Genomic DNA, 16,078 nt, shown 5'->3' on the forward strand with positions numbered 1-16,078 from the left:
CAGCGACGGGATGCAAGGGCTTAGGGTTTCAGCTTAGTTATTGTCAGTAAACAGGCGCTGGTTTGTTGGCGCAAATCTGTGGCTTGTTAGTCAAAATTCATCTATAGAAAACAGATCCTTTGCCTTCTTGCATTCAATAATCGTAAGCGATTCCCGGTGGTCGGGAGGCCAGTATTCGCGCACTCGTCCGTCATCTCTTTGATTTGTGACAAATCGCTGCTCGTGGCTGGCGCAGATTTGAAAACCTGGTGTGCCTCAAGCGAGCACGCACCCCCGGCTTTGCTGGTTATCGACCTCTGCCTGGCCGCATTCCGGCAAGGTTTGTGCTTATTCGACAATCAGAGTCCGGCAATTGGGCGTGACCTGAATGTTGACGCCAGTAACGCTGACATTGCCCACCGAGGACGGCATGATTTACGGCTGCCAAGGTGTATGAAAAAAAGTGCCGTGGCTGACGGATTAACACGCTTTAGATGATGTAAGGCATTTGTCCTTCGGAAACGCTTGGCTAAGGTAAAAATATCAATGTGACATTACATTGCCGATTGTTTAGGATGGCCTGTATAAGGTCAATAGTTTGGCAGTCAGTCAATTCCAGAAAGTTATAGACGGAATATTGACGTCAAAACGTCAAGAGATCATCGACATAGTTCCGCCTGAAGTGGCTATCAAGCGCCGCTCTGGCAGGGAAGTACCCATCGGGTCACACGGAGAGTCCAATGAGCAGCGTTGTAGCCATCGTCAAAAGCATTGTCGGCCAGGTTATTGCGGTATCCCCAGAGGGCATCCGGCGTGTACTTATCGAAGGTGACCGCCTACTGACCGGTGAGGAAGTGCTCACCGGTCCTGGTGGCGCAGTTACTCTGGAGCTGGCTGATGGCCGTATGCTCGATCTGGGCCGTGACAGCCAATGGAGCGCCGACGCGCCTGACAGCAGTACCGACCTGAGCCAGGCTGCAGCGCAGGCCGCGCCTTCGGTGGAAGAGCTGCAGCAGGCTATTGCTGCTGGTGTTGACCCGACTACTGAGCTTGAAGCTACCGCCGCTGGCCCGTCATCAGCGGGTGGTGGTGCGCTGGGCGGTGGCCACAGCTTCGTGATGCTCGAAGAAACGGCTGGCCGAGTTGACCCGACGGTCGGCTTCCCGACTGATGGGCTGGGCTTTGCGGGCGTACTCGATAGCGAAGAAGTGGGCCTGCTGGACACCAACGGCAACAACCTGGTGACCACACCCACGACGGATACCAACGTTGCTACTGATCTGATTCTTGGCGCAACCCCCTCTATCAGTGAAGCGGGTGGCGTAATCGTTTATACCGCCACCGTTGGTCAGGCTCCGACCACCAACTTGGTAATTACTCTGTCCAACGGTGCCGTGATCGTCATTCCGGCCGGGCAGACCAGTGGAAGCGTCAACGTCGTAGTTCCGGCAAATGACACTCCCTACATCGACGGGAGCCAGATTTCGGCGACCGTGACAGGCAGTACCGGTGGTGGCGGTCTGACGGTGACATTGCCGCAAACGCCAGCGGTTACCCAAGTGACCGATACAATCGACACCACAACTGCGACCCTGACCGCTTCGCCAAGCGTGACCGAAGGCGGCGTGATCACCTACACCGTGACCCTGAGCAATCCTGCCCAGACTCCGGTCACCGTGACTCTGTCGAACGGCCAGGTCATCACCGTTGAAGCCGGCAAAACCCAGGGCAGTGTCGACTTCCAGACCCCGGCGAATGACGTCTACAACAACGGTTCGACCGTCAGCGTCACCATCGAGAACGCCACGGGCGGCAACTTCGAGCAACTGACCCCGAACCCGACCCCGGCTCAGACCACGATCAACGACTCGGTCGACACCACCACTGCGACCTTGACGGCGAGCCCATCGGTCACCGAAGGCGGCGTGATCACCTACACCGTGACCCTGAGCAATCCTGCCCAGACTCCGGTCACCGTGACCCTGTCGAACGGCCAGACCATCACCGTTGAAGCCGGCAAAACCCAGGGCAGCGTTGACTTCCAGACCCCGGCGAATGACGTCTACAACAACGGTTCGACCGTCAGCGTCACCATCGAGAACGCCACGGGCGGCAACTTCGAGCAACTTACCCCGAACCCGACCCCGGCTCAGACCACGATCAACGACTCGGTCGACACCACCACTGCGACCTTGACGGCGAGCCCATCGGTCACCGAAGGCGGCGTGATCACCTACACCGTGACCCTGAGCAATCCTGCCCAGACTCCGGTCACCGTGACCCTGTCGAACGGCCAGACCATCACCGTTGAAGCCGGCAAAACCCAGGGCAGTGTCGACTTCCAGACCCCGGCGAATGACGTCTACAACAACGGTTCGACCGTCAGCGTCACCATCGAGAACGCCACGGGCGGCAACTTCGAGCAACTTACCCCGAACCCGACCCCGGCTCAGACCACGATCAACGACTCGGTCGACACCACCACTGCGACCTTGACGGCGAGCCCATCGGTCACCGAAGGCGGCGTGATCACCTACACCGTGACCCTGAGCAATCCTGCCCAGACTCCAGTCACCGTGACTCTGTCCAACGGCCAGACCATCACCGTTGAAGCCGGCAAAACCCAGGGCAGTGTCGACTTCCAGACCCCGGCGAATGACGTCTACAACAACGGTTCGACCGTCAGCGTCACCATCGAGAACGCCACGGGTGGCAACTTCGAGCAACTTACCCCGAACCCGACCCCGGCTCAGACCACGATCAACGACTCGGTCGACACCACCACTGCGACCTTGACGGCGAGCCCGTCGGTCACCGAAGGCGGCGTGATCACCTACACCGTGACCCTGAGCAATCCTGCCCAGACTCCGGTGACCGTGACCCTGTCGAACGGCCAGACCATCACCGTTGAAGCCGGCAAAACCCAGGGCAGCGTTGACTTCCAGACCCCGGCGAATGACGTCTACAACAACGGTTCGACCGTCAGCGTCACCATCGAGAACGCCACGGGTGGCAACTTCGAGCAACTGACCCCGAACCCGACCCCGGCTCAGACCACGATCAACGACTCGGTCGACACCACCACTGCGACCTTGACGGCGAGCCCGTCGGTCACCGAAGGCGGCGTGATCACCTACACCGTGACCCTGAGCAATCCTGCCCAGACTCCGGTGACCGTGACCCTGTCGAACGGCCAGACCATCACCGTTGAAGCCGGCAAAACCCAGGGCAGCGTTGACTTCCAGACCCCGGCGAATGACGTCTACAACAACGGTTCGACCGTCAGCGTCACCATCGAGAACGCCACGGGCGGCAACTTCGAGCAACTTACCCCGAACCCGACCCCGGCTCAGACCACGATCAACGACTCGGTCGACACCACCACTGCGACCTTGACGGCGAGCCCGTCGGTCACCGAAGGCGGCGTGATCACCTACACCGTGACCCTGAGCAATCCTGCCCAGACTCCAGTCACCGTGACTCTGTCGAACGGCCAAGTCATCACCGTTGAAGCCGGCAAAACCCAGGGCAGTGTCGACTTCCAGACCCCGGCGAATGACGTCTACAACAACGGTTCGACCGTCAGCGTCACCATCGAGAACGCCACGGGCGGCAACTTCGAGCAACTGACCCCGAACCCGACCCCGGCTCAGACCACGATCAACGACTCGGTCGACACCACCACTGCGACCCTGACTGCCTCGCCAAGCGTGACCGAAGGCGGCGTGATCACCTACACCGTGACCCTGAGCAATCCTGCCCAGACTCCAGTTACCGTGACCCTGTCCAACGGCCAGACCATCACCGTTGAAGCCGGCAAAACCCAGGGCAGTGTCGACTTCCAGACCCCGGCAAATGACGTCTACAACAACGGTTCGACCGTCAGCGTCACCATCGAGAATGCCACTGGCGGTAACTTTGAGCAGTTGACCCCGAATCCGACTCCAGCCTCGACGGTCATCAATGACAGCATCGATACCGTCACTGTAAGCATTGTTAGCAATGGCAATGTGACCGAAGACCAGCAGCCTTCCTTTACTGTGAAAGTAAGCCAGGCGCTGGACCGTCCGATGACCGTAACCCTGTCAAACGGCGACGTCGTAACGATCGAAGCCGGTAAGACCGAAGTCGAGTACAAGACCTCGGCTCAGGGCGATGACGTCTATCTCGATGCAGGCTCCATCACGCTCAGTGTTACCGACGCTACAGTTCCGGGTACCACCTTCGAGAAGCTGGCCTTGGGGGGACCGGCCACCGTTGAAATCTCGGACACTATCAGCGAAGTTGTCGCAAAACTGACCGCAACCCCTTCGGTCACCGAAGGCGGCGAGATCACCTACACCATTACGCTGACCAACAAAGACGGCTTGCCGATCAACAACCACTCGGAGCTGTACTTCAAGCTGACCGACGGCACTACTGTTGTCGTGGCAGCGAACAGCACCACGGGCTCGGCCACTGCAACCGCCCCGGACAACGTCTATGTCGGCGCTAACCAGCCGGTGGTCAATGCCATCGACGCCGTCAGCGGCGCAGATGCGTGGAAGTTCGAAAACCTGAACCTGGACAAGACGCCGGTCAGCACCGAGGTGACCGACGAGCCAGGTACGCCGGGCAACGAAGGCGACATCGTCAAGGTCACTATTACTGCAGACCAGATGTCGGTAGCCGAGAACGTCAAACCGACGTTCACCGTGCACGTCAACCAACCGCTGGACCACGACCTGGTCGTGACCCTGAGCAACAACGCCCAGGTCACCATCAAGGCTGGCGATACCAGCGCTCCGTACGAGCACGATGCGCAAGGTGACGACGTCTATCAGGATGCTGGCGAAATCAGCCTGGGTATCAATTCGGCGGCGGACGCCACTGGTGCGACCTTCGAAAACCTCGAGTTGGGCGGTGCAGCTTCGGTTCAAGTGACTGACACCCTCGACGAAGTGGTGGCCAAGCTGACCGCGACTCCTTCGGTGACCGAAGGTGGTGAGATCACCTACACCATTACGCTGACCAACAAAGATGGTCTGCCGATCAACAACCACTCGGAGCTGTACTTCAAGCTGACCGACGGCACTACTGTTGTCGTGGCGGCGAACAGCACCACGGGCTCGGCCACTGCAACCGCCCCGGACAACGTCTATGTCGGCGCTAACCAGCCGGTGGTCAATGCCATCGACGCCGTCAGCGGCGCAGATGCGTGGAAGTTCGAAAACCTGAACCTGGACAAGACGCCGGTCAGCACCGAGGTGACCGACGAGCCAGGTACCCCAGGCAACCCGGGCGGCAACAACGAAGGCGACATCGTCAAGGTCACTATCACGGCCGACCAGACCTCGGTAGCCGAGAACGTCAAACCGACCTTCACCGTGCACGTCAACCAGCCGCTGGACCACGACCTGGTCGTGACCCTGAGCAACAACGCCCAGGTCACCATCAAGGCCGGTGAGACCAGCGCGCCGTACGAGCACGATGCGCAAGGTGACGACGTCTATCAGGATGCTGGCGAAATCAGCCTGGGCATCAACTCGGCGGAGGACGCCACTGGTGCGACCTTCGAAAATCTGGAACTGGGCGGTGCCGCTTCGGTTCAAGTGACTGACACCCTCGACGAAGTGGTGGCCAAGCTGACCGCAACCCCTTCGGTCACCGAAGGCGGCGAGATCACCTACACCATTACGCTGACCAACAAAGACGGCTTGCCGATCAACAACCACTCGGAGCTGTACTTCAAGCTGACCGACGGCACTACTGTTGTCGTGGCGGCGAACAGCACTACGGGCTCGGCCACTGCAACCGCCCCGGACAACGTCTATGTCGGCGCTAACCAGCCGGTGGTCAATGCCATCGACGCCGTCAGCGGCGCAGATGCGTGGAAGTTCGAAAACCTGAACCTGGACAAGACGCCGGTCAGCACCGAGGTGACCGACGAGCCAGGCACCCCAGGCAACCCGGGCGGCAACAACGAAGGCGACATCGTCAAGGTCACTATCACGGCCGACCAAACCTCGGTGGCCGAGAACGTCAAACCGACGTTCACCGTGCACGTCAACCAACCGCTGGACCACGACCTGGTCGTGACCCTGAGCAACAACGCCCAGGTCACCATCAAGGCTGGAGATACCAGCGCTCCGTACGAGCACGATGCGCAAGGTGACGACGTCTATCAGGATGCTGGCGAAATCAGCCTGGGTATCAATTCGGCGGCGGACGCCACTGGTGCGACCTTCGAAAACCTCGAGTTGGGCGGTGCGGCTTCGGTTCAAGTGACTGACACCCTCGACGAAGTGGTGGCCAAACTGACCGCGACCCCTTCGGTGACCGAAGGCGGCGAGATCACCTACACCATTACGCTGACCAACAAAGACGGCTTGCCGATCAACAACCACTCGGAGCTGTACTTCAAGCTGACCGACGGCACTACTGTTGTCGTGGCGGCGAACAGCACCACGGGCTCGGCTACTGCAACCGCCCCGGACAACGTCTATGTCGGCGCTAACCAGCCGGTGGTCAATGCCATCGACGCCGTCAGCGGCGCAGATGCGTGGAAGTTCGAAAACCTGAACCTGGACAAGACGCCGGTCAGCACCGAGGTGACCGACGAGCCAGGCACCCCAGGCAACCCGGGCGGCAACAACGAAGGCGACATCGTCAAGGTCACTATCACGGCCGACCAAACCTCGGTGGCCGAGAACGTCAAACCGACGTTCACCGTGCACGTCAACCAACCGCTGGACCACGACCTGGTCGTGACCCTGAGCAACAATGCCCAGGTCACCATCAAGGCCGGTGATACCAGCGCGCCGTACACTCACGACGCACAAGGCGATGACGTCTACAACGACGCAGGTCAGATCAGCCTGGGTATCAACTCGGCGGAGGACGCCACTGGTGCGACCTTCGAGAACCTGGAACTCGGCGGTGCGGCTTCGGTTCAAGTGACCGACACCACCGACGAAGTGGTGGCCAAGCTGACCGCGACCCCTTCGGTGACCGAAGGCGGCGAGATCACCTACACCATCACGCTGACCAACAAAGACGGTCTGCCGATCAACAATCACAGTGCCTTGACCTTCACGCTGAGCGACGGCACCACCGTCATCACCGTGCCGGCCAACGGTACCGTGGGCACAGCCACCGTGACTGCTCCGGACAACGTCTACGTCGGCACCAACGACGCTGTTGTGAAGTCGATCGCAACCGTTGAAGGCGCGGATGTCGGCAAGTTCGAGCAACTGACACTCGACAAGACCCCGGTCAGCACTGCGGTCACTGACGAGCCAGGTACCCCAGGTAACCCGGGCGGCAACAACGAAGGCGATCTGGTGAAGGTCACCATCACGGCCGACCAGACTTCGGTAGCCGAGAACGTCAAACCGACGTTCACCGTGCACGTCAACCAGCCGCTGGACCACGACCTGGTCGTGACCCTGAGCAACAACGCCCAGGTCACCATCAAGGCTGGCGATACCAGCGCTCCGTACGAGCACGATGCGCAAGGTGACGACGTCTATCAGGATGCTGGCGAAATCAGCCTGGGTATCAATTCGGCGGAGGACGCCACTGGTGCGACCTTCGAGAACCTGGAACTCGGCGGTGCAGCTTCGGTTCAAGTGACTGACACCCTCGACGAGGTGGTGGCCAAGCTGACCGCGACCCCTTCGGTGACCGAAGGCGGCGAGATTACCTACACCATTACGCTGACCAACAAAGACGGCTTGCCGATCAACAACCACTCGGAGCTGTACTTCAAGCTGACCGACGGCACTACTGTTGTCGTGGCAGCGAACAGCACCACAGGCTCGGCCACTGCAACCGCCCCGGACAACGTCTATGTCGGTGCTAACCAGCCGGTGGTCAATGCCATCGACGCCGTCAGCGGCGCAGATGCGTGGAAGTTCGAAAACCTGAACCTGGACAAGACGCCGGTCAGCACCGAGGTGACCGACGAGCCAGGTACGCCGGGCAACGAAGGCGACATCGTCAAGGTCACTATTACTGCAGACCAGATGTCGGTAGCCGAGAACGTCAAACCGACGTTCACCGTGCACGTCAACCAACCGCTGGACCACGACCTGGTCGTGACCCTGAGCAACAACGCCCAGGTCACCATCAAGGCTGGCGATACCAGCGCTCCGTACGAGCACGATGCGCAAGGTGACGACGTCTATCAGGATGCTGGCGAAATCAGCCTGGGTATCAATTCGGCGGCGGACGCCACTGGTGCGACCTTCGAAAACCTCGAGTTGGGCGGTGCGGCTTCGGTTCAAGTGACTGACACCCTCGACGAAGTGGTGGCCAAACTGACCGCGACCCCTTCGGTGACCGAAGGCGGCGAGATCACCTACACCATTACGCTGACCAACAAAGACGGCTTGCCGATCAACAACCACTCGGAGCTGTACTTCAAACTGACCGACGGCACTACTGTTGTCGTGGCGGCGAACAGCACTACGGGCTCGGCCACTGCAACCGCCCCGGACAACGTCTATGTCGGCGCCAACCAGCCGGTGGTCAATGCTATCGACGCCGTCAGCGGCGCAGATGCGTGGAAGTTCGAAAACCTGAACCTGGACAAGACGCCGGTCAGCACCGAGGTGACCGACGAGCCAGGTACGCCGGGCAACGAAGGCGACATCGTCAAGGTCACTATTACTGCTGACCAGATGTCGGTAGCCGAGAACGTCAAACCGACGTTCACCGTGCACGTCAACCAACCGCTGGACCACGACCTGGTCGTGACCCTGAGCAACAACGCCCAGGTCACCATCAAGGCTGGCGATACCAGCGCTCCGTACGAGCACGATGCGCAAGGTGACGACGTCTATCAGGATGCTGGCGAAATCAGCCTGGGTATCAATTCGGCGGAGGACGCCACTGGTGCGACCTTCGAGAACCTGGAACTGGGCGGTGCCGCTTCGGTTCAAGTGACTGACACCCTCGACGAAGTGGTGGCCAAGCTGACCGCGACTCCTTCGGTGACCGAAGGTGGTGAGATCACCTACACCATTACGCTGACCAACAAAGATGGTCTGCCGATCAACAACCACTCGGAGCTGTACTTCAAGCTGACCGACGGCACTACTGTTGTCGTGGCAGCGAACAGCACTACGGGCTCGGCCACTGCAACCGCCCCGGACAACGTCTATGTCGGCGCTAACCAGCCGGTGGTCAATGCCATCGACGCCGTCAGCGGCGCAGATGCGTGGAAGTTCGAAAACCTGAACCTGGACAAGACGCCGGTCAGCACCGAGGTGACCGACGAGCCAGGTACCCCAGGCAACCCGGGCGGCAACAACGAAGGCGACATCGTCAAGGTCACTATCACGGCCGACCAGACCTCGGTAGCCGAGAACGTCAAACCGACGTTCACCGTGCACATCAATACCGCCCTGGCCCACGACCTGGTCGTGACCCTGAGCAACAACGCCCAGGTCACCATCAAGGCTGGCGACACCAGCGCGCCATACGAGCACACGGCACAAGGCGATGACGTCTACAACGATGCTGGCCAGATCAGCCTGGGTATCACCTCCGCTGTGGATGTCGACGGTCGCACCTTCGAAAACCTCGAGTTGGGCGGTGCTGCGAAGGTGGATGTCACCGACACCACTGACGAGGTCGTGGCGAAGCTGACTGCCACCCCTTCGGTGACCGAAGGCGGCGAGATCACCTACACCATCACGCTGACCAACCAAGACGGCCTGCCGATCAACAACCACAGTGCCTTGACCTTCACGCTGAGCGACGGCACCACCGTCATCACCGTACCGGCCAACGGTACCGTGGGCACTGCCACCGTGACTGCCCCGGACAACGTCTACGTCGGTACCAACGACGCTGTCGTGAAGTCGATCGCTACCGTTGACGGCGCAGATGTTGGCAAGTTCGAGCAACTGACACTCGACAAGACCCCGGTCAGCACAGCGGTCACTGACGAGCCAGGTACCCCAGGTAACCCGGGCGGCAACAACGAAGGCGACCTGGTCAAGGTCACCATCACGGCCGACCAGACTTCGGTAGCCGAGAACGTCAAACCGACCTTCACCGTGCACGTCAACCAGCCGCTGGACCACGACCTGGTCGTGACCCTGAGCAACAACGCCCAGGTCACCATCAAGGCTGGCGACACCAGCGCGCCATACGAGCACACGGCACAAGGCGATGACGTCTACAACGATGCTGGCCAGATCAGCCTGGGTATCACCTCCGCTGTGGATGTCGACGGTCGCACCTTCGAAAACCTCGAGTTGGGCGGTGCTGCGAAGGTGGATGTCACCGACACCACTGACGAGGTCGTGGCGAAGCTGACTGCCACCCCTTCGGTGACCGAAGGCGGCGAGATCACCTACACCATCACGCTGACCAACCAAGACGGCCTGCCGATCAACAACCACAGTGCCTTGACCTTCACGCTGAGCGACGGCACCACCGTCATCACCGTACCGGCCAACGGTACCGTGGGCACTGCCACCGTGACTGCCCCGGACAACGTCTACGTCGGTACCAACGACGCTGTCGTGAAGTCGATCGCAACCGTTGAAGGCGCAGATGTTGGCAAGTTCGAGCAACTGACTCTCGACAAGACCCCGGTCAGCACAGCGGTCACTGACGAGCCAGGTACCCCAGGTAACCCGGGCGGCAACAACGAAGGCGACCTGGTCAAGGTCACCATCACGGCCGACCAGACTTCGGTAGCCGAGAACGTCAAACCGACCTTCACCGTGCACGTCAACCAGCCGCTGGACCACGACCTGGTCGTGACCCTGAGCAACAACGCCCAGGTCACCATCAAGGCTGGCGACACCAGCGCGCCATACGAGCACACGGCACAAGGCGATGACGTCTACAACGATGCTGGCCAGATCAGCCTGGGTATCACCTCCGCTGTGGATGTCGACGGTCGCACCTTCGAAAACCTCGAGTTGGGCGGTGCTGCGAAGGTGGATGTCACCGACACCACTGACGAGGTCGTGGCGAAGCTGACTGCCACCCCTTCGGTGACCGAAGGCGGCGAGATCACCTACACCATCACGCTGACCAACCAAGACGGCCTGCCGATCAACAATCACAGCGCCTTGACCTTCACGCTGAGCGACGGCACCACAGTCATCACCGTACCGGCCAACGGTACCGTGGGCACTGCCACCGTGACTGCCCCGGACAACGTCTACGTCGGTACCAACGACGCTGTCGTGAAGTCGATCGCTACCGTTGACGGCGCGGATGTTGGCAAGTTCGAGCAACTGACACTCGACAAGACCCCGGTCAGCACAGCGGTCACTGACGAGCCAGGTACCCCAGGTAACCCGGGCGGCAACAACGAAGGCGACCTGGTCAAGGTCACCATCACGGCCGACCAGACTTCGGTGGCCGAGAACGTCAAACCGACCTTCACCGTGCACGTCAACCAGCCGCTGGACCACGACCTGGTCGTGACCCTGAGCAACAACGCCCAGGTCACCATCAAGGCTGGCGACACCAGCGCGCCATACGAGCACACGGCACAAGGCGATGACGTCTACAACGACGCAGGTCAGATCAGCCTGGGTATCAACTCGGCGGAGGACGCCACTGGTGCGACCTTCGAGAACCTGGAACTCGGCGGTGCGGCTTCGGTTCAAGTGACCGACACCACCGACGAAGTGGTGGCCAAGCTGACTGCGACCCCTTCGGTGACCGAAGGCGGCGAGATCACCTACACCATCACGCTGACCAACCAAGACGGTTTGCCGATCAACAATCACAGTGCCTTGACCTTCACGCTGAGCGACGGCACCACCGTCATCACCGTGCCGGCCAACGGTACCGTGGGCACTGCGACCGTGACTGCCCCGGACAACGTCTACGTCGGCACCAACGACGCTGTCGTGAAGTCGATCGCAACCGTTGAAGGCGCAGATGTTGGCAAGTTCGAGCAACTGACTCTCGACAAGACCCCGGTCAGCACAGCGGTCACTGACGAGCCAGGTACCCCAGGTAACCCGGGCGGCAACAACGAAGGCGACCTGGTCAAGGTCACCATCACGGCCGACCAGACTTCGGTAGCCGAGAACGTCAAACCGACCTTCACCGTGCACGTCAACCAGCCGCTGGACCACGACCTGGTCGTGACCCTGAGCAACAACGCCCAGGTCACCATCAAGGCCGGTGAGACCAGCGCGCCGTACACTCACGACGCACAAGGCGATGACGTCTACAACGATGCTGGCCAGATCAGCCTGGGCATCACCTCCGCTGTGGATGTCGACGGTCGCACCTTCGAAAACCTCGAGTTGGGCGGTGCTGCGAAGGTGGATGTCACCGACACCACTGACGAAGTGGTGGCCAAGCTGACCGCGACCCCTTCGGTGACCGAAGGCGGCGAGATCACCTACACCATCACGCTGACCAACCAAGACGGCCTGCCGATCAACAATCACAGCGCCTTGACCTTCACGCTGAGCGACGGCACCACAGTCATCACCGTACCGGCCAACGGTACCGTGGGCACTGCCACCGTGACTGCCCCGGACAACGTCTACGTCGGTACCAACGACCCTGTGATCAAATCGATCGCAACCGTTGAAGGCGCGGATGTCGGCAAGTTCGAGCAACTGACGCTGGACAAGACCCCGGTCAGCACCGCCGTGACCGACGAACCAGGTACGGGAACTCCGGGCACCGGCAATCAGGGTGACGTCACCACCGTCGGTATTACCGGCACGTCTTCTCTGACCGAAGGTGAAACCGGCCAGTACACGCTGACCCTGAGCAACGCGTCCAAGTCCGAAGTCACTATCACCCTTAGCTACAGCGGTACCGCCAAAAACGGTGACGACTTCACCGGTGTTGCGACCGTGAAGATTCCGGCCAACAGCACAGGCACGACGTTCAATATCGCTACCATCGACGACAAGCTGGTCGAAGGTACCGAAAACTTCGTCGTGAAGATTGAAACCGCCACGGGTGGTAACTTCGAGAACCTGCAGGTCGATAGCAGCAAATCGAGCGTGACGACCACCATTCTCGACAATGATCACCTGCCGGTTTCGCCTGGTGGCGCGGTGTTTGGCGTGGAGGACACCGATTACGTGTTTGCCTGGAGTGATTTCAAAGTCACCGATGCCGATGGCAACACTAACCTGTCCGTGACCATCACCTCGCTCCCGGTCGCCGGCAACCTGCAGTTCTTCAACGGTACTGCATGGGTGAATGTGGCCGCTGGCCAGGTGGTCAGCCAGGCAGATATCACTGCCCAGCACCTGAAGTTCGTTCCGGCCCTGAACCAGTCGGGGGCGGACAACTACGGTGGTAATGGCGTGGGTAACCAGAAGGCCGACTACGCCCAGTTCAAGTTCAAGCCAAACGATGACACCAACCTGGGCAGCGAAGTGACCATGAAGGTCGATATCAGCCCGGTTGCCGACAAACCGACCCTGAGCTTCGGCAACGCCGATATCGAGTCCAAAGGGCTGACCAAGGAAGTCTGGACAAGCCTCAACGGCCTGGGTACTGGCGGCAACGGCATTACCGGCGAGAATCTGAAGGCGGTCTTTGCCAACTCCGGCAGTGCCAACTCCAGCAGCACCACTACCAATGTGCAGTCCGATGGCAGCGTCACCGCTGGCACCGGTTCAAAAACGTCTGGCCTGATCTACCTGGAAGCCGGCAAGGTCTATACCTTCAGTGGTTCGGCCGACGACAGCTTCGTGGTCACCATCGGTGGCAAGACTGTAGTCACGGCCACCTGGGGAGCCGGTGGCGGGGTGTCGGGTACCTTTACCCCGAATACCAGCGGCTACTACCCGATCGAGGTCTACCATGCCAACCAGTCCGGCCCAGGCAGCTATGACCTGAACATCCAGGTAGGCTCCGGTGCCGTTACCGACCTGAGCAGCTCGAACGTCAAGATGTACCAGAACGTTACCGAGATGGCCAATGCCGGCCTGGGCGTGTCTGACCTGCACACCGTGAACGGTCAGAGCTACTACGACGGCTACAAACTCAACGAAGGGCCAGAGGGTGGCTCGGTGAAACTGGTCGGTATTTCCACCGCCCTGACCGACACCGACGGCTCCGAAAGCCTGAACGTGACACTCAGCGGTATCCCGAAAGGTACCGTGTTGAGCGATGGTGCAGGCCACACGGTCACGGTTGGTACTGCCCCGGTCGATGTGACAGGCTGGAAACTCAGCAGCCTGACGCTGACCCCGCCGGCCTATTACAAAGGCTCGTTCGACATCACGGTTACCTCGACTGCCACCGAAAGCCTGGGCGGCTCGGCCATCACCACCGGCAATATCCCGGTGACGGTGTACGCTGCGACCTACAAGGCAAGTGTGGGTACCTCGGGCAATGACACGATGACCGGTAGTGAAGGCAACGACATCATCGTTGCTGACGTATCCGGGCTGAACGTGGTTCAGGGCAAGAATTACAATATCGCCTTCATGGTCGACAGCTCGGGCAGTATGAGCGACAAGTCGATTGCAGATGCCAAGACGCAGTTGGCCTCGGTGTTCAATTCGCTCAAGGCCAGCCTGGGCTCGGACACCTCGGGTACCGTGAACATCTTCCTCGTCGACTTCGATAGCCAGGTCAACAAGAACGTGGCGGTGAATCTGGCCGATTCGAATGCCCTGAGCAAACTGCAAGCGGTATTGAACTCGATGGTTGGGGGGACCAGCTACGGTGGCGGTACCAACTACGAGGACGCGTTCAAGACCACGTCCAACTTCTTCAAGAGCACGATGGCCTTGAGCAACTCTGGTGCGGAGAACCTCACCTATTTCATCACTGATGGCAAGCCGACCTACTACCAGAGTGACGAGTCGACCAACCCTCGTCTGTGGACAGGTGGCAAATATCTGGATGATGTTGTGAACGTCAACAACTACAAGATTGGTGACACGTTCAGCACCATGGTCGACAGTACGCACAAGTTCGAAATCGACAGTGATGGCACTGTGTACGTCTACACGTACAAGAGTAATGGCAGAGTCGACACTTACGAACTGGGCACCATCCATGCTCAAGGTGATGGTACCTACGAGATCTCCTCGCGAGCGGGCTGGGGTAATGGGTGGAGCTACACTGAAGCGGCTGCTGGCTCTACGGCGAGTTTCAACGTGCTCGGTGGCACTAACGGCTTGAGCAAAGTCCAGGCTATCGGCCTGAACAGCGATGTCACGCTGAACGATCTGAAACCTTACGACAGTGCCGGCAAGCCACAGACCAATATCGACCCGTCCGATTTGGCCAAGGCGATTCTCGGTCACTCCGAAGCAACGGTGCCAGGTGCCGACACCATTGATAGTGGTAACGGCAACGACATCATCTTCGGTGACCTGATCACCCTCAACGGTGTCGTCAGCGATGGCTACCAGGCCCTGCAGACGTACGTTGCAGAGAAGAGCGGTGTTGAAGCCAGTGCTGTCACTACCAGCAATGTTCACCAGTACATCACCGAACACTACACTGAGTTCGATATCTCCGGAGCCAAAGACGGCAACGACATCCTGTCGGGCGGCAATGGCAATGACATCCTCTTCGGCCAAGGTGGTAACGACACGCTAGATGGTGGCAGAGGTAACGACATCCTGTTGGGCGGTACTGGCAATGACACCCTGATCGGTGGCCATGGCGACGATATCCTGATCGGTGGCAGCGGTGCCGACACCTTCGTGTGGAAGGCTGGCGACCTTGGTAACGACGTGATCAAGGACTTCAACAAGGCCGAGGGTGACCGTATCGACCTGAAGGACCTGCTCCAGGGCGAGAAGGGCAGCACCATCGATAACTACCTGAAGCTCACCACGGTGGAGGGTACGACCACCTTGCAAGTCAGCAGCGAAGGCAAGCTCAACGCCGAAGGTGGTATCGCCAACGCCGACGTGACCATCAAGCTGGAAGGGGTTAACTGGTCCAACCAGACGATCAACTCGTTGATCAGCGGTGCCGACCCGACCATCATCATCCACAACAAGGACAGCTGATAGACCACCGGGGCCGCATAGCGGCCCCGGCTCTTTCCTGCCACTCGCCAACAGCGCATACTCTGGCGCCGGGCCTGCGCGCCCGGCGATCTTTGCCTATGCTGCTGTCTACCAACAAGGAACCA

The 16,078-nt window shown here is 59.9% G+C and carries 1 protein-coding gene; it reads left to right on the forward strand.

The features are described 5' to 3' along the window. The first annotated feature begins 719 nt into the window (after window positions 1-719). Window positions 720-15,953, forward strand: a complete 15,234-nt coding sequence (locus ACE4QZ_RS02975; protein WP_410480395.1) for a retention module-containing protein — start codon at window positions 720-722, stop codon at window positions 15,951-15,953. The last annotated feature ends 125 nt before the right edge of the window (window positions 15,954-16,078 follow it).

The sequence above is a fragment of the Pseudomonas sp. DCA-1 genome (assembly GCF_046523955.1).
GTDB lineage: Bacteria > Pseudomonadota > Gammaproteobacteria > Pseudomonadales > Pseudomonadaceae > Aquipseudomonas > Aquipseudomonas putida_Y.

Excerpts from the sequence above, each read along its gene's own strand:
- ACE4QZ_RS02975 (WP_410480395.1), top strand. The coding sequence starts at position 720 with ATGAGCAGCGTTGTAGCCATCGTCAAAAGCATTGTCGGCCAGGTTATT.